This is a genomic window from Succinispira mobilis DSM 6222 (assembly GCF_000384135.1).
In the GTDB taxonomy this organism is placed as follows: Bacteria; Bacillota; Negativicutes; order Acidaminococcales; family Succinispiraceae; genus Succinispira; species Succinispira mobilis.
This window is the reverse complement of record NZ_KB913028.1, coordinates 119,950-136,919: the sequence shown is the minus strand read 5'-3', so window position 1 is coordinate 136,919 and position 16,970 is coordinate 119,950. Positions and strand designations below refer to the sequence as shown.

At 38.4% G+C, this 16,970-nt stretch carries 17 protein-coding genes; all 17 read left to right on the top strand.

The window, feature by feature from the left end:
* Nucleotides 1-174 precede the first annotated feature (174 nt).
* Nucleotides 175-1,203, top strand: a complete 1,029-nt coding sequence (locus tag SUCMO_RS0100645; RefSeq protein WP_019878438.1) for a glycosyltransferase family 4 protein — start codon at nt 175-177, stop codon at nt 1,201-1,203.
* Nucleotides 1,204-1,313: 110 nt separating this feature from the next.
* Nucleotides 1,314-2,477 (top strand): non-hydrolyzing UDP-N-acetylglucosamine 2-epimerase, encoded by a 1,164-nt coding sequence (gene wecB, locus SUCMO_RS0100640; protein ID WP_019878437.1) that lies wholly within the window; start codon nt 1,314-1,316, stop codon nt 2,475-2,477.
* Between the two features lie 90 nt (nt 2,478-2,567).
* A complete protein-coding gene (locus SUCMO_RS0100635) occupies nt 2,568-2,807 on the top strand; it encodes an AtpZ/AtpI family protein (RefSeq protein ID WP_019878436.1) in 240 nt (79 codons plus the stop codon).
* Nucleotides 2,808-3,200, top strand: coding sequence for a hypothetical protein (locus SUCMO_RS0100630; RefSeq protein ID WP_019878435.1), 393 nt, complete (start codon nt 2,808-2,810; stop codon nt 3,198-3,200). It abuts the gene before it with no gap.
* Between the two features lie 29 nt (nt 3,201-3,229).
* A complete protein-coding gene (gene atpB, locus SUCMO_RS0100625) occupies nt 3,230-3,898 on the top strand; it encodes a F0F1 ATP synthase subunit A (RefSeq protein ID WP_019878434.1) in 669 nt (222 codons plus the stop codon).
* 77 nt (nt 3,899-3,975) lie between these two features.
* Nucleotides 3,976-4,227, top strand: coding sequence for an ATP synthase F0 subunit C (gene atpE / locus SUCMO_RS0100620; RefSeq protein WP_019878432.1), 252 nt, complete (start codon nt 3,976-3,978; stop codon nt 4,225-4,227).
* A 74-nt stretch (nt 4,228-4,301) separates the two neighbouring features.
* Entirely contained in the window at nt 4,302-4,802 is a 501-nt protein-coding gene (gene atpF / locus SUCMO_RS0100615; protein ID WP_019878430.1) for a F0F1 ATP synthase subunit B, read from the top strand.
* On the top strand, nt 4,796-5,368 hold the full coding sequence (gene atpH / locus SUCMO_RS0100610; protein WP_019878429.1) for an ATP synthase F1 subunit delta: 573 nt from the start codon (nt 4,796-4,798) through the stop codon (nt 5,366-5,368). The genes atpF and atpH overlap by 7 nt, the downstream gene beginning before the upstream one ends.
* A 2-nt stretch (nt 5,369-5,370) precedes the next feature.
* On the top strand, nt 5,371-6,909 hold the full coding sequence (gene atpA / locus SUCMO_RS0100605; RefSeq protein WP_019878428.1) for a F0F1 ATP synthase subunit alpha: 1,539 nt from the start codon (nt 5,371-5,373) through the stop codon (nt 6,907-6,909).
* A 6-nt stretch (nt 6,910-6,915) separates the two neighbouring features.
* Nucleotides 6,916-7,791, top strand: coding sequence for an ATP synthase F1 subunit gamma (atpG, locus tag SUCMO_RS11340; RefSeq protein WP_019878426.1), 876 nt, complete (start codon nt 6,916-6,918; stop codon nt 7,789-7,791).
* Between the two features lie 15 nt (nt 7,792-7,806).
* On the top strand, nt 7,807-9,216 hold the full coding sequence (gene atpD / locus SUCMO_RS11335) for a F0F1 ATP synthase subunit beta (RefSeq protein ID WP_019878422.1): 1,410 nt from the start codon (nt 7,807-7,809) through the stop codon (nt 9,214-9,216).
* Between the two features lie 3 nt (nt 9,217-9,219).
* On the top strand, nt 9,220-9,633 hold the full coding sequence (gene atpC / locus SUCMO_RS0100590; RefSeq protein ID WP_019878421.1) for an ATP synthase F1 subunit epsilon: 414 nt from the start codon (nt 9,220-9,222) through the stop codon (nt 9,631-9,633).
* Between the two features lie 477 nt (nt 9,634-10,110).
* On the top strand, nt 10,111-10,896 hold the full coding sequence (locus tag SUCMO_RS0100585; protein WP_019878420.1) for a polysaccharide deacetylase family protein: 786 nt from the start codon (nt 10,111-10,113) through the stop codon (nt 10,894-10,896).
* Nucleotides 10,897-10,914: 18 nt separating this feature from the next.
* A complete protein-coding gene (gene pth / locus SUCMO_RS0100580) occupies nt 10,915-11,478 on the top strand; it encodes an aminoacyl-tRNA hydrolase (RefSeq protein ID WP_019878419.1) in 564 nt (187 codons plus the stop codon).
* Between the two features lie 11 nt (nt 11,479-11,489).
* Nucleotides 11,490-12,155: a vitamin B12 dependent-methionine synthase activation domain-containing protein gene (locus SUCMO_RS10055; RefSeq protein WP_019878417.1), complete on the top strand. Its 666-nt coding sequence runs from the start codon at nt 11,490-11,492 to the stop codon at nt 12,153-12,155.
* 280 nt (nt 12,156-12,435) lie between these two features.
* Nucleotides 12,436-14,817: a homocysteine S-methyltransferase family protein gene (locus SUCMO_RS0100570; protein ID WP_019878416.1), complete on the top strand. Its 2,382-nt coding sequence runs from the start codon at nt 12,436-12,438 to the stop codon at nt 14,815-14,817.
* Nucleotides 14,818-14,930: 113 nt separating this feature from the next.
* Nucleotides 14,931-16,928 carry a sensor domain-containing diguanylate cyclase gene (locus tag SUCMO_RS0100565; protein ID WP_019878415.1) on the top strand — a complete coding sequence of 666 codons (1,998 nt, stop codon included), beginning with the start codon at nt 14,931-14,933 and terminating at the stop codon, nt 16,926-16,928.
* The last annotated feature ends 42 nt before the right edge of the window (nt 16,929-16,970 follow it).

Genomic DNA, 16,970 nt, shown 5'->3' with positions numbered 1-16,970 from the left:
AGATTATATTTAGAGGTAATTGCCTTTAAGTATAATCTTTTTGTTTTTTTGCGTATTTTCCTAAGAATAGTTGTCTTTAACAGTGTTTCATTATTGACAAAAATTATAGATATGTTATACACTATATACTACTGGAAGAACAGTTAAGAAAAAACAAAAGAGGTGCAGATTGTCATGCAAGCATATGCAGTGGCGTTCTTTATAGGTTTGATTGCAAGTTGGTTTTTAGTTCCTTATGTAAGGAAATTAGCAATAAAGTTAGGGGCTTTAGATAAGCCAGATGTGCGTAAAGTTCACAAGAACCCCATACCGCGTATGGGTGGTTTGGCAATATATATTGGTTTTATTATAGCAGTAGTAGCTAGTATGCACCTGACAAAAGAAATTATTGGTATGCTAATAGGCGCAACGATGATTGTGGCTTTAGGTATAGCGGATGATATCTATCAATTAGATGCAAAAGTAAAGTTGGCGGGGCAGATTGCCGCAGCCGCCGTGTTAGTTTTGTTTGATGTAAAAATTGGTTGGATTGCAAATCCAATAGGTGATTATGTTTACTTAGAGTATTTTGCAATACCATTTACAATTATATGGGTAGTTAGTTTGACAAATGTAGTTAATCTAATAGATGGGCTAGACGGATTAGCTGCTGGGGTTTCCATTATTGCTTCCGTTACGGTAATTTTAGTGGCTTTAAAGCAAGGCTTTTATCCAGCCGCAGTTTTAACAGCGGCCGTAGCTGGTTCAGCGCTAGGATTTATTAAGTATAACTTTAATCCCGCTGTAATTTTTATGGGTGATACTGGGAGTATGTTTCTCGGTTATATTTTAGCGAGTATTTCAATTTTGGGTGCGGTGAAAACTGCAACGACGATTGCCTTAGTGGTCCCAGCAATTGCTTTAGGTCTGCCAATCATGGATACGGCTTTTGCGATTATGCGACGATATAGCAATGGAAAACCGATTTTCCAACCTGATAAAGGGCATTTTCACCATCGTTTATTAGCGATGGGTTTTACACAAAAACAAGCAGTATTATTAATGTATTGCATTAGTGCAGTACTGGGAATTAGTGCCATATTGCTTACAGAAGCGAGTTTTTCTGTGGCGATGGTCATTATCGGTGTTATTATTGCGGTGGTATTCATTGGTGCCAAAAAAATTGGTATATTAAATGATACAGAGAGCGCAAAGACGCATTAAAACACGCACTGATAGATGACGAGTGAGTAGAGCTAGGATAATTGTATCCTAATGCTTCTCACTCGTTTTTTGCTATCAAAAATAGCTAAACGATGGGGGAGAAAATTAGGATGGGAAAAATCAAGGTAATGACTGTGTTTGGCACTCGACCAGAGGCGATAAAAATGGCGCCGTTAGTTTTAGAGTTGCAAAAACATCCAGAACAAATTGAGGTAGTGGTAGCAGTTACTGCGCAGCATCGTCAAATGCTCGATCAAGTTTTAGAGCTGTTTGGGGTAGTACCTGATTATGATCTGGATATTATGAGTCAAGGACAAACCTTGTATGATATAACAACTAGGGCTTTAGTTGGCTTAGGAGCAGTGTTAGAACAGACTAAACCAGATATGGTTTTAGTGCATGGTGATACAACTACAACTTTTGCGGGTGCTTTGGCCGCCTACTATCAACAAATAGCTGTAGGGCATGTAGAGGCTGGGTTACGTACTGGCGATATTTATTCACCTTATCCAGAAGAGATGAACCGTAAATTGACTGGGAGTATTGCGGAGTTGCATTTTGCCCCAACCGCTGAAGCTAAGGCTAATTTGCTGAGGGAAAATGTGAAATTGGAAAACATAGTGGTAACAGGCAATACAGTAATTGATGCTTTAAAACAAGTTACGAGCAAGGGTCGAATTTCTTCGCATTTGCAAGCAACTATTTTAGATAAATATCCGAATAAGAAAATTATCTTGGTAACAACTCATCGCCGAGAAAATCTTGGCGAACCAATGCGTAATGTTTACAAGGCGATTAAACAGATTGTACAAGAAAATCCCGATGTGGTCGCAGTGTTCCCGGTACATTTTAATCCTAAAGTTCGCAGTGTAGCCGCAGAAGAGTTGGCCGGCGAAGCTAGAATTATTATGTGTGATCCGCTAGAATATGAAGATTTTGCTCAGTTGATGGCACATTCATACTTGATTTTGACAGATTCAGGTGGTATTCAAGAGGAAGCGCCAGCTCTAGGAAAACCAGTTTTGGTGTTGCGCGATACTACTGAACGACCTGAGGCGATACAAGCCGGGACTGTACTATTGATCGGGACAGAACAGCAAGAAGTTTATCAGAAAACAAGCTTGTTATTGTCTGATGAAGGTTGTTATAGAGTTATGTCTACAGCTTGTAATCCTTATGGTGATGGTTTAGCTTGCCAAAGAATTGTTAATTGTATTCTGAATAAGTATGGTTTAACAACAGAAAAATGCCAAGAATATACTTGTAAGATGTAAAATAATTAACAATAAAAAGCAGGACTTTTGCAATTTATGTCGAATAGAATACAAAGTGAGCATAAGGATGGGCTGTTAGGTGGGAAGAAGATGCACAGTAAAAGGGAGCAACTGATTCGAGCTGTAGTTTTTGTAAGCACTGTAAGCAGTATTCTTATTGCCAACTTAACTTTGGGCTACTACATCGGCAAATTATTGGATGATTATTTGTTAAATTTTCCTTGGGGACGAATTATCGGCATCGTTTTAGGCATGGGAACTGCGGTGTGGAGTGTTATTAGAACCTTGAAAAACGATTTTTTAAAAATAAAGGGTAAAGAGGATAAGTAAATGCAAAACCAAAAGTCTTTACCACTGAATTATAAGCGAATAGTTTTGGGAAATTTTTTTGCCTGTGTATTATTAGCAGGGCTCTGTTTACTAAAACTAGACTGGTTAAGTAGTATAAAGTTGGCTATGGTGGCTTTTATTGCTGGAGTAGTGGATTTTAGTTTATTATACGTTAGTATGTTAGGGGCACTAAGAGCGCAACCTCAAAAAAGTCTGGTGTTGATGCGAAAAGGGATGTTACGTCGCTTTTTGTTTGCATTAATAGCTACTTTAGTAGCAATTAAGATAAATTTTATGCCTTGGGCAATTTTGCTAGGAATATTAATTGGCCATGTAATTTTGCTAATAGAAGGCATAGCAGGCAGCTTGCGTGCTAAAAACAAGCTAGATTAGTTATAACTTAGAGAAAGGAGGGAAAGAATATGATTCATTATTATCCTAAGGAAATATTTGGGCATGTGGTAAATATGCAGACTTTATACATGTCTTGGTTTACTATGGCGATTGTGATTTTAGTTATGTATTTGGCAACGAGAAAGTTGCAATATTTGCCAAGTGGCGCTCAAAATGTTGTAGAAACTTTGATTGATATGCTAAATAGTTTGATGCAAGCGAACTTAGGAGATAAGGGCAGAAAGTATATGGCACCTTTCGTTATTACTTTATTTATGTATATTTTCATAGGTAATGAAATAGGTCTGTTGCCACAGGTATTTCCATTCCACTTTACATCACCAACCAATGATATTAACACGACTTTAGGTTTAGCAATTATGGTTATTTTATCGGTACAAATAGTTGGTTGTATGCAACATGGTTTAGGATATTTAAAACATTTTATTAGTCCGCACCCGTTGTTTTTGCCAATCACTTTGATTGATGAATCGGCAAAACCGATTACTATGGGTTTCCGTCTCTTTGGTAACATTCTAGCAGGAGAAATTCTGTTGATAGTGTTGAATATGTTGGCACCTTGGCTTGTGCCTAATATTTGGATACTATTTAGTTTAGCTGTAGGTTTCTTACAAGCCATTATTTTCTCGATTTTAACAATGTCGCATTTTGCTTCGGCGTTTAGAGAACATCATTAATTTAGTTTTTGCTTCAAACAACAACTGTTTGATCAAAATATAAAAAAGAAAAACAAATTTGAAAGGGGACTATTTCTGTGGAAAACGCTATTATTATTGCTTCTTCAGTATTAGCTGCTGCTGTTATCATGGTTGCTGCTGTAATGGGCGCAACTAAAGGGGATGCTGCTGTTGCAGTTAAAGCTTTAGAATCAATGTCTAGACAACCAGAGCAAGTAAGCAATCTTCAAATCAACATGCTTATTGCTATCGGTCTTGTTGAGTCTATTCCAATTATCGCATCAGTTATAGCAATTGTACTTGTTATGGCTAACCCATTCATTAAGTAATTTTGCAAAAGTTAAAGGGATTGATGATCATTGTCAATCCCTTTAATTAAAGCTAGAAAGGGGAGGTACCCTCAGTGTTCGATCTTAATATGACACTAATTGCACAAGTTTTAAACTTTTTCGTTTTGTTAGTTATTCTGAAAAAGTTTGCATATAAACCATTATTGGATTTAATGGAAGCACGTCGTCAACGCGTTATTTCTGACTTAGAAAATGCGGAGAAAAATAAAATTGCTAGTGAAGAACTTAAGGCTACGTATGAAAAACAACTGGCTGAAGTTAAACATGAAGCACAAGTAATTCTAGATAAAGCTAATAAATTAGCTACTGAAACTCGTGAAGAAATTATAACACAAGCTCGCGCCGAGCAAGAACGTCTAATCGCAGCAGCTAGAGATCAAATAGCTCGTGAACAACAAAAAGCTATGATGGAATTACGTAATGAAGTTGCTAGTTTATCAATGCTTGTTGCTACTCAAATAGTTGGCAAAAGCATAGATGAACAAAAAGACAAGCAAATTATCGCTGATGTTTTATCAAAATTAGATGATAAGCAGGGTGGTTTACCATGTTAAGCGTAGCAGAACAATTAGCTGCGAAATATGCTTTAGCTATTTTTGAAATTGCTCAAGAAAAAAATATGTTGGACGAAATTCAAAAACAACTAGATGCAACTCAGGACTTACTACAAGTGAATCCTGAATTAAATTCAGTTGTTACGAATTTATTAATCCCTAAAGAACCAAAAATGGAAATCCTCAAACAAGTTTTGGCAACAGAAGTTGATCCAATTCTATTGAGTTTTCTCTTGGTTTTGGTGGGAAAAAACCGCATTTCTTTGTTTAATAATATTCATCGGGCTTATACAAATTTGATGAATGAAAAGAACAATATTGTGGAAATTAAAGTTACAACAGCAAGAAACTTGAGTGAGACGGAATACGCAGAAGTTACTGAAAAAGTCGGTAAAATTTTAAATAAAAATATCATACTTATAAAACATGTTAATCCAGAAATAATGGGCGGGATCATTATTCAAATGGGCGATAAGCTTATTGATGGTAGTATTGCTCGCCAATTAAAGAATATGGAGAAAAGTTTAAAGAGCATTGATATGAGAGAGATTGGGGTGACGAACTAAGTATGAAAATGAGGCCAGAAGAAATTACGGCTATCATCAAGCAACAGATTGAACGTTACCAAGTTGATGTTAATATAGATGACGTTGGCACGGTTATCGAAGTCGGCGACGGTATTGCTCGAGTTCACGGACTAGAGCATGCGATGGCGGGCGAATTGCTTGAGTTACCAAACAATGTATATGGAATGGTTCTAAACTTAGAGACAGATAGCGTGGGGGTTGTACTTCTTGGTGGGGAAAAAGATATCAAAGAAGGCGACCAAGTAAAACGTACCGGTAAAATCATGGAAGTGCCAGTTGGCGAAGAAATGGTTGGTCGGGTAGTTAATGCGCTAGGACAACCGATTGATGGTAAAGGTCCAATAAATACAAAACTTACTCGTAAAGTTGAATATCCAGCACCAGGGATTGCAGATCGTTTATCTGTAAATGTACCACTTCAAACAGGTATCAAAGCTATTGATGCAATGGTTCCTATTGGTCGTGGACAACGGGAACTTATTATCGGTGACCGTGGTACTGGGAAAACTGCCGTAGCGATTGACACAATTATCAACCAAAAAGGTTTGGGAGTTATTTGCGTATATGTTGCTATTGGTCAAAAAGCTTCTACTGTAGCACGGGTTGTGCGTACTTTAGAAGAGCATGGCGCAATGGAATATACCATTGTTGTAGTTGCTAGTGCTTCTGATAGTGCACCACTACAATACCTTGCTCCTTATGCAGGTGTAGCTATGGCTGAGCACTTTATGTATGAAGGCCGTGACGTACTTTGTGTATATGATGATTTAACAAAACATGCGGTAGCTTACCGTTCTATGAGTTTGTTGCTTCGTCGTCCACCAGGTCGAGAAGCTTATCCAGGGGATGTTTTCTATCTACATTCAAGATTGTTAGAGCGTGCAGCTCGAATCACTAAAGAGTGTGGTGGTGGTTCAATTACGGCATTGCCAATTATTGAAACTCTAGCTGGGGACGTTTCTGCTTATATTCCAACAAATGTAATTTCTATTACAGACGGACAAATTTTCCTTGAAAGTGAATTATTCTACTCAGGGATTCGTCCAGCGATCAACGTAGGTTTGTCAGTATCACGGGTTGGTGGTTCGGCGCAAGTAAAAGCAATGAAACAAGTTGCTGGTCCTTTGCGTTTGGATTTAGCACAATATCGTGAGCTTGCAGCTTTCGCACAATTTGGTTCTGATTTAGATAAAGCAACTAAAGCTCAATTAGACCGTGGTGCGCGTATGACTGAGATGTTAAAACAAGGTCAATATGTACCAATGTGTATTGAAGAGCAAGTAATGGCTTTATTTACAGCAGTTAATGGTTATTTAGATGATGTTGAAATTAAAGATATCACTAAATTTGAGCAAGATTTCTTGAAATTTATGAAAGTAAGTTATCCAGAAATTGGCAAAACCATTCGTGAGAAAAAAGCTATGGATAAAGATACAGAAGCAGCCCTTAAAAAAGCGATTAATGAATTCAAAGATATCTTTGGAAGCGATAAAAATGGCAATCACGGCGAAGTGAGGTGATGAGCCATGGCTAGTTCAAGAGAGATACGTCGTCGTATAAAAAGTGTAAAAAACATTCAACAAATTACTAAAGCCATGAAAATGGTTGCGGCGGCAAGATTAAGAAGAGCTCAAGAAAAAGCTAATGCTAGTAAACCTTATGCTACAAAAATAAAAGAAGTTTTATCTAATGTAGTTGCGAATACTAAAGATTTATCACATCCTTTATTGGAAGAGCGTGAAGTTAAAAAAATCGCGTATTTTATTGTTAGCGCGGATAAAGGTTTAGCAGGTTCCTATAACTCTAACTTAATTAAAGCGGCAGTACAACGTGTAGGTACTGCACCACAAGAAGATATCGCTATCGTTACGCTTGGGCGTAAAGCTTTTGATTATTTCCGTCGTCGTAATTATACAATTGATAATCAGTATACTGGTTTTTCGGAAAGACCGACATACCAACATGCGGTTACTATTGCTAACGAGATGACTCAAAAGTTTGTGAGTGGTGAGTATGACGAAATACATGTAATTTATACGAAGTTTTATTCGCCATTACACCATGAACCAACTTCAATTAAAGTATTGCCTGTAGAAACACCGAAAGCGGCAGTAATGCAAACTGCAGAAGATAATAGCGATATTCGCGAATATATCTTTGAACCATCTCCAGAAGTTGCCTTAGAAGCTTTAGTGCCAAGATATTTAGAAATAACTGTCTATGCAGCATTAATGCAATCAGCAGCAAGTGAGTTGGGCGCACGTATGGCCGCAATGGGTTCAGCGACAGACAATGCACGTGATTTAATTGCAAAACTTACTCTTAACTATAATAAACTTCGTCAAGCTGGTATTACTAGAGAAATCAGTGAAATTGTTGGCGGGGCGGAAGCTTTAAAATAACAAGGAGGGGAAAGAGTGAATACTGGTAAAATAGTACAAGTTATCGGTCCAGTTGTTGATATTGAATTTCCTCCGGAACAATTACCTGCGATATATAATGCGGTAAAAATAGAAGGACAAAATGGTGACATTAAAGTTAATGTAACTGCTGAAGTTATGCAACATATTGGTGACAATACAGTGCGTGCGGTAGCAATGTCTTCTACAGACGGATTAGTACGGGGGATGCAAGCGGTTGATTCTGGCTTGCCAATTCAAGTTCCGGTAGGTAAAGGCGTTTTAGGACGTATTTTTAACGTGTTAGGGGAAACTGTTGATAATGATGATACAAAGGTTGTAGCAGATGAGTATTGGCCAATACATCGTCCAGCACCTGCTTTTGATCAACAAGCAACTACCACACGTATTTTAGAAACTGGTATCAAAGTGGTAGATTTGATTGCACCTTATGCATTAGGGGGTAAAATCGGTCTATTTGGTGGTGCTGGTGTAGGTAAAACCGTTATTATCATGGAATTAATTAATAACATCGCAACTGCACATGGTGGTTTCTCTGTGTTTGCAGGTGTTGGTGAGCGTACTCGTGAAGGTAATGACTTGTGGTGCGAAATGAAGGAGTCTGGCGTTATCAGCAAAACAGCGCTTGTATACGGACAAATGAATGAGCCACCTGGTGCGAGAATGCGCGTAGGTTTAACTGGTTTGACTATGGCTGAATATTTCCGTGACCGTGAAGGCCAAGACGTATTGTTGTTTATCGACAACATTTTCCGTTTTATCCAAGCGGGTTCTGAAGTATCAGCATTACTTGGTCGTATGCCATCTGCCGTAGGTTACCAACCAACTTTGGGTACTGACGTAGGTGCTTTACAAGAACGGATCACTTCAACTAAAACTGGTTCTATTACTTCTGTACAAGCGGTATATGTACCAGCGGATGACTTGACTGACCCAGCTCCAGCTGCGACTTTTGCGCATTTGGATGCGACTACTGTATTATCTCGTCAAATCGCTGAGTTGGGTATTTATCCAGCGGTAGATCCACTAGATTCTACTAGCCGGATTATGGATCCACTAGTTATTGGGCAAGAACATTATGAAGTAGCGCGTGGCGTACAAAAAATACTTCAAAGATATAAAGAACTTCAAGATATAATTGCGATTTTAGGTATGGAAGAGTTATCAGAAGATGATAAATTGACTGTATCACGCGCAAGAAAAATCCAAAGATTCCTTAGTCAACCATTCTTTGTTGCAGAACAATTTACTGGTTTGTCAGGAAAATTTGTATCATTGAAAGAAACTATTCGTGGTTTCGCGGAAATTTTGAGTGGGAAACATGATGAATTACCAGAAGGTGCATTCTATATGGTTGGTACCATAGATGAAGCGGTGGAAAAGGCAAAGACCATGAAGGAGGGCTAGTAGATGAGTAAAAAGCTCCGTCTGGAAATTGTAACTCCTGATAGAATAGTGTATTCTGATGATATCAGCTCATTAGTAGTGCGTGCGGTTGATGGTGATATTGGTATTTTATACAATCATGCACCTTTAATTGCTACATTAAAAGAATGGCCGGCAAAATTAAATATGCTAGATGGTACTTCTCGCTTTATAAGTATTGCAGCTGGTTTTATTGAGGTAAAACATAATAAAATCACGATCCTTACTCCAGCGGCAGAGGTACCTGAAGAAATAGATTATGATCGGGCGATGGCGGCAAAAGAGCGGGCAGAAAAACGTTTGGCACAGAAAAAAGAAGTTGATGTGCAACGGGCAGAAGCTGCTTTACACCGTGCTTTGGCAAGGCTTAATACTATTAAATATAGTAGCGAAAAATAATTCTATAAACTATCTACAAGAGGTCGCCACAATAAGAAGTTATTGTGGCGACCTTTTTATCTGAAAAACCTAGGAGCAATACTCACAGTTGCGCCTAGGTTTTTTGGCTATTGTACATCGCGGCTAAAAATAAAAACTGTTTTTTCTAACAACATGAAAACATAGAGCGGGGTTTTAGCTCAAAGGTTGTGGTGTGCCTAATAAAGAATAAGCTTGGGGTAGATTATAAAGGTAAAAGTTCTTAAGCTAGTTTTAACTTTTGAAATAAGTAAGGGTATAGTAAGCAATTAGCGAAAGAATTGGAATTTTTAAGACTTAGAGAAATACGTCTAACAGTTTGCGGGGTTGTTACACTTATTGCACCAGATATTACAAAGTCATTTGGTAATATTGCGAGATAAAGCAGAAAACTAGATTTACACAAAGCAGTGCTTTTAGTATAATAGGAATACTAACCTTTACAGGAAAGGGGAAAAAATGGAAATTAGTTTGAAAGTTTGGCTCGCAATTAATTTAGTTGGGATAATAATTTACACTGCTTATGCTTTATTTCACAAACAGTATAAATATACAAAAACACTTTTGGGGCTCTGGTTAATATTGCTCTTGGCTAGTATTTTGGCGGCGGTTTTGCCGCGAAATAGTTTTTATGGGCCTGTAGTGAGTCGTTTAGGTAGTTCAGATAAAATTGTGGCTTTGACCTTTGATGATGGACCTTATCCGCCTTATACTGAACAGTTGTTGGCAGTATTAAATAAAGAACAAGTGCCAGCTACCTTTTTTATGGTCGGGAAAAACGCTTTGCAACATCCCAAATTAGTACAGCAAGTTCTGGCTGGGGGGCATGATCTGGGCGTCCACACCTATGACCATATAGATTTATTAAAACTAGATAGGCAGCAGGCTACTTATCAAGTACAACAGGGAAAAAAAGTTTTAGAGACTTTAGCAGGGCGTGAAGTTAAGCTAATTAGACCGCCGCATGGGTTTAAAGATCCCTTAGTTCTGTCAATTTTTGCAGCAAATAAGTTGCAAATTGTTAATTGGGATGTGGCTAGTAAGGACTGGTTAAATCCTGCGCCGGAGATAATTGCGGCACGGACTTTAAAGCAAGTGCAAAATGGTAGCATCATTTTATTGCATGATGGTGATAGTCCTTATAATAAATTACCACGCGCTAATACAATTTTAGCGGTACAAATAATTATTCGTGAGCTTAAGGCCCAGGGGTATAAATTTGTGTTAGTGAAAGACTATATATAAATGGTTAGGGAGATAAAGATGAAAGTAATTGTTGGTTTAGGAAATATCGGGAAAGAATATGAAAAAACGCGCCATAATATCGGCTTTATGGTGGTTGATGAGTTGGCAAAACGCTGGCAGGTAACCAGTTGGCAAAATAAATGGCAAGCCGAAATTGCCACCTGTTTTCTGCCGCAAAAAGTGTTGCTGGTAAAGCCAACTACCTATATGAATTTAAGTGGGAATGCGGTGCGAGAAATTGCGAAATTTTATAATATTAGCCCAAATGAGATTGCGGTAATTCAAGATGATTTAGATTTGCCTTGTGGAAAAATTCGGATTAGAAGTAAAGGTTCAGCGGGGGGGCATAATGGAATTCGCTCTTTGATTCAAAACTTAGGCAGTGAGGATTTTGCGCGCTTTCGGATTGGCATTGGCCATCCTGATAAAGATCGCAAAAAAGTAGTGAATTACGTATTAGAGCCTTTTAACAAAGAAGAACAACAATTAATTCAAACTGCAATTACAGTTACAGCGGAGGCGTTAGAGTTGTTTTTAAAAGAAGATATAGATCTAGTTATGAATAGATTTAATAAAAAATAGGAGGGGTAGCGATGCCAGTTATTTATCCGCAAATTAGAAACATTGATTTAAGTGAAGCACAACGCTATGCGGGTTTACAACAGGCTGCCGACTGGCAAAGTTCGTTGTGGACACAAGTTTGCCAAGAATTATTGATTTTGGCCAAACCGCAAGCAACTTATCAAATTTATGAATATTGCTCAACTAGTGGAATGATTATAGCTCCAAAGTGCTATCAGCCTAATAGTGCTGGGCTAAAGCGTCACCTGCAAGATGCCCAAAGTCTAGTGGTTTTAGCAGCTACTGTAGGTGGGAAAGTCGATGAATACATTGAAAGCCTATTTAAACAAGATAATTATGCAAGGGGCTTATGCGCCAATGCCGCGGCCACGGCTTTGATTGAGCAGGTTGCAGATTATGCGGGACGGTTGTTAGAAAAAACGGCTTACTTTAAGCAAGGGCGATATTTGGGCAAAAGATTTAGTCCAGGTTATGGTGATTGGCAACTGACTGCGCAACGAGACTTGGCACAACTAATTGATTTAAGTGAAATTGGCTTGAATTTAACCGAAAGTTGTTTTTTGCAACCGAAAAAAAGCATTACAGCGGTTATCCCGATTTTTACAGCTGGTAAAGCTAGTTTAGCGGGGTGTAAAACTTGCGTACAGCAAAATTGTGCCTATCGCAAACTTAGTTAGGCTGAATTTAAGAAAAAAATAGCGGATGAACAGACGCTAGGTTGGAGTTGCGTGCGCATAAGACAAATTATTATGCTGATACTTGGGCTAAGATATTTTTTCGAGGCTTGGTAGGTGCTAAAATGGACAGAAAATATGGCAGGACCAATAATCTGTGCAGATTTCTACTACGATATCCAGTACTATTTATAGGGACTTTGTTAGTAATATATTCAAGAATTAGGAAGATTTATAAGAAATTATTGAAAAAACTTAAGAAAAGTTAAAAGGAGTAAAAAATATGCAGTTAAAAATGTTTGATGGTGCGATGGGCACAATGTTACAACAGGCAGGTGTGGCCGACAAGCCTTGTCCAGAGTATGCGTGTATAACTAATCCAGAAGTGGTAGCTAGTATTCATCGAGCTTATATTGAAGCGGGTGCCGATATTATTGAAACGAATACTTTTGGGGCAAATCCACTTAAATTGCAAGAATATGGTTTAGAAGCACAGACGGAAGAAATTAACTTACAAGCGGTAAAAATAGCCAAAGCTGAAGCCGCTGGCAAAGCACAGGTTGCTGGCTCGATTGGTTCAGTAGGTCAGTTAATACATCCTTTAGGGGAAATAGATTTTGATGTAGTGGTCGAAGCTTATGCTCGCCAGATTAAGGCTTTAGCAGCAGCGGGTGTGGATTATATTTTATTAGAGACAATTATTGATATTCAAGAAATGCGGGCGGGCTTATTGGCCGCTAAAAGTGTTTGTGACTTACCGGTAATTTGTCAGATGACTTTTGAAGAAGATGGACGCACCGTAACTGGTACGGATATTGTGACTATGGCCAAAATTTTGGAGCCACTGGGCGCGAGTGTTTTAGGTGTGAATTGCTCTTTAGGGCCAGCCCAATTACTACCTTTAATTGAACAATTAGGTCAACATACTAGCTTGCCGATTAGTGTTCAAGCCAATGCGGGAATGCCCAAACTAGTTGAGGGCAAAACCGTATTTCCCCTAAGTCCAACAGAGATGGCGGCTTATGTAGAGCGCCTAGTGCAAGCCGGGGCTACTTATATTGGTGGTTGCTGTGGGACAACACCTGAGCATATTCGGCAAATGAAGTTAGCTTTGACAACTTGTACAGCGCCTACAAGAGAAATTAAATCTACGAGTATGTGTTTGGCTTCACGCAGTAAATTTGTTAATATTGGTCAGCAAGAATCAGTAGTGCTAATCGGCGAGCGGATTAATCCCACAGGGCGCAAATTAATGGCCGCGGAAATTAAGCAAGGCGATTTTAGTATGGTTAAGCGTGAAGCTTTAAATCAAGTAGCAGCAGGTGCAGGCGTGCTTGATGTAAATATGGGTGTGCCAGGGATTGATCAGAAACTGGTGATGCGTGAGGTCGTAACTCAATTAGCGATGTTGGTAGACGTGCCGCTGGCAATTGACAGTACCGATCCTGAAGTTATTGAAGCAGGGTTACGTTATTATCCAGGGCGGGCGTTGATAAATTCTGTAAGTGATAATGAGCAATTAAAAGGTAAAATTTTTGCTTTGGCTAAAAAATATGGGGCCGCGGTGATTTTATTGCCACTCACTGAAAATCAGCTGCCGCAGACAGCCGCAGAGCGTATAGAAATTATTGAGCGGTTAGTTCGAGAAGCTAAGCAAGCTGGTTTAACCGAGCGGGACTTAATGCTGGATGCTTTGGTGTTAACGGTAGCGACGGATGCCCAAGCTGCTCAAGCAGTACTAGAGACCTTGCAGTTATATAAGCAAAAGTTCGGCTATCCAACCACAATGGGTTTAAGCAATATTTCTTTTGGTTTGCCGAAACGCGAATGTTTAAATTTGGCATTTTATAATTTAGCGGTACTACAGGGGTTGACTTCACCGATCATTAATCCACTTTTACCGCAAATTACCGAGGCTACGGCAGCTTTGGCCGTACTGTTAGGCAAAGATCAGCAGGGGCTTGAGTATAGCCAAATGGTGGCTAATGCCCAAGAACAACCCGTAGTTAAAACCGAGGTAGTTACAGCTGAGAATATTTTACAAGTTTTAACGCAAGCAATTATGACGGGTGAAAAAGAGCGGGCGGTGCAGCTAACCAAGCAAGCAATTGAACAAGGGCAACCGCTGTTGAAAATAGCTAATGAAAGTTTAAGTTTGGGGATGCAACTAATCGGCGAGAAATTTTCTACGGGAAAAGCCTTTTTACCTCAGGTGCTATTGTCAGCAGAAAGCATGCGGGCCGCATTTAATGTGTTACAGGCTAATCTTAAACAAGAAGATTTACCTAGCCAAGGAACGGTACTACTGGCGACTGTTCAGGGCGATATTCATGATTTAGGCAAAAATATTGTGGCGGCGCTATTGAGTAATAATGGGTTTAAAGTGCTAGATTTAGGCAAAGATGTTTCTCCGGAGGAAGTTATTGCTTGCGTAGAACGAGAAAAGCCTGATATCGTCGGGTTATGTGCGTTGATGACCACAACTTTACCAGCCATGCAAGCTACAATCAAGGCATTGCGGCGCATTAGCTTTAGTGGTGCGGTAATGGTTGGCGGGGCCGTGGTTACTGAAGAATATGCAAACAGTATTGAAGCGCAAATGTATGCCGCTGATGCAATTAAGGCCGTGGAACTTGCCAAAGGTTATTGTGGTAGCAAAAAATAATTGCAAAATAAGACTTATTATCAACAAATATTTTATAGACAATTCTTATCTTGTTGCCTTATAATATATAGGTAATTGGTATTATTTTGTATTGTAAGTAAGGAGATAAACAAATGTCTTTGAAAAAACATATAATGATCGTGTTAATTGTGTTTTCTATTCTTCCCTTAGCCTGTTTAGCTATAATTTTTTCGCATATTTTCACGGATAGTCAAAATAAATTAATAAATGAATATATTGTTAATATGTCTACGCGCGAAGTTTCTAGTATCGGCGATTTTTTTGAAAAGCGACGAATAGACGCTTTAGCGATTGCTGCCAATGAAGAAGTCGAGGCTTATGTTCTTAATTTTAAAAATAAGCAGGTTGCTCCAGGGCAAGCTACAAGATTAAGCGAGAAGCTACGAGAGAAAAAATATTTAGGGACAATTAAAATTGTGGATTTAAATGGACAAATTATTCTCTCAGATAAGCTGGATTTGGTAGGCAAAAGGCTAGATGATTTTCAAGATTTGAAAAGCGATGTGCAGATCGGTGTTTTTGTAAGTGATGTAGCGCAAAGCCAAGCTGAGCTAAATTCTTTTACATATACTTATCCCGTTTATCAGGCGCGCCAATTAGCTTATTATATTGTGCAAGTTTTAGATACGGATATGTTAGAAGCTTATATTTCTAGGGGGAAGTTTTTTAATACCGGCCGAATTGATTTAATTGATTCTCAAGGCAGTGTGGTAGCTATGCGCAGTAACAGTCAAAATAACGTGCAAGAGGCTATGCACACCAATTCTTTTACCGATATTTGGAATGAAGTTGCGCTTAATGAAGAACAAAATGGCTTTATAAACTACAATATTGGTAAGATTGCGCACCTTGCTTATTACAAAAAAATTCCCCAGTCACGTTGGTTGGTATTGACATCGCTAGATAAGGCGGAAGTCAATGCCCCGATCAATAAAGTGCGGCAATTTTTATTTTGGTCAATTTTAATATTATTTGCGTTGATAACTGGGAGTTATTATTTTTATTGGCAACGCCTAAATATTATTCGCGATGATTTTTTAAAGGCCATTAATAAAGTGCAAGCCGGAGATTATTCAGCCCATATTGATTATCGGCGTTATAATGAGATTGGCTTGGTTGCACGGGCTTTTAATCGTTTGATTAAAGAAATAGCCAGTGTGACTATTCAAGCCCGTAAAAATGAAGCAAAATATCGCTTTGCTCTAGAGAGTGTAAATGGGCGGATTTTTGAAGCTGATGTTACCGCGGATTTGTTGATTTCTGGACATGAATATTGGCAACGCGAATCTGAGCTAATGATGGGCACTAAACATAGTGATAACATTAGAATTATAGCCGATAAATATGTGCATCCCGAAGATCGACAAGCTTATTTAGCAGTGATGTTGCCAGAGAATATTATTAAAGCTTATGCAGCTGGGAATACGGATATGTATGTGGAATATCGTTCGAAAATAAGAAAACCTGATTACGAATGGTTAGCTTGTAACCTTATCCCGGTATTAGATACTGCGACTAAGCATTTAATGATTATTGCTTGTATAAAAAATATTCATGATAAAAAAATGGAAGAGCTAGAAATTATTGATAAAGCTCAGAAAGACCAGTTAACAGGGTTATATAATAAAGTTGTTACGCGGTTATTAATTGAAGATTATTTAGATAATGATAAATTTTTACAAAATGGTGCGTTAGTCCTCTTGGATTTAGATAATTTTAAGCGCGTAAATGATTGTTTGGGTCATTTAGTCGGAGATAGATTATTAGTAGATATTTCTAGAGAATTACACGATCTTTTTGGTGAAAAGCATATTTTAGGTCGCTTTGGCGGCGATGAATTTCTAATATTTATTAAAGATTTTTCTGACCAGACACTATTGGTGGAAAATTTGCAGAGTATTTTACGGATTTGCCATAAGAAATTTAGTTATCAAAATGAAGTAATTGAAGTTTCGGGCAGTTTGGGAATTAGTTTATATCCCGAGCATGGACAAGATTATCTAAGCTTATATGAAAAAGCGGATCGGGCGATGTATAAAGCCAAATCTTTGGCGAAAAATCAATATGCAATTTATCAAGAACGTTTTTAGTCATTAGGAACAGTTAAGTTTAGCACAGAAAGTGAGGATTTT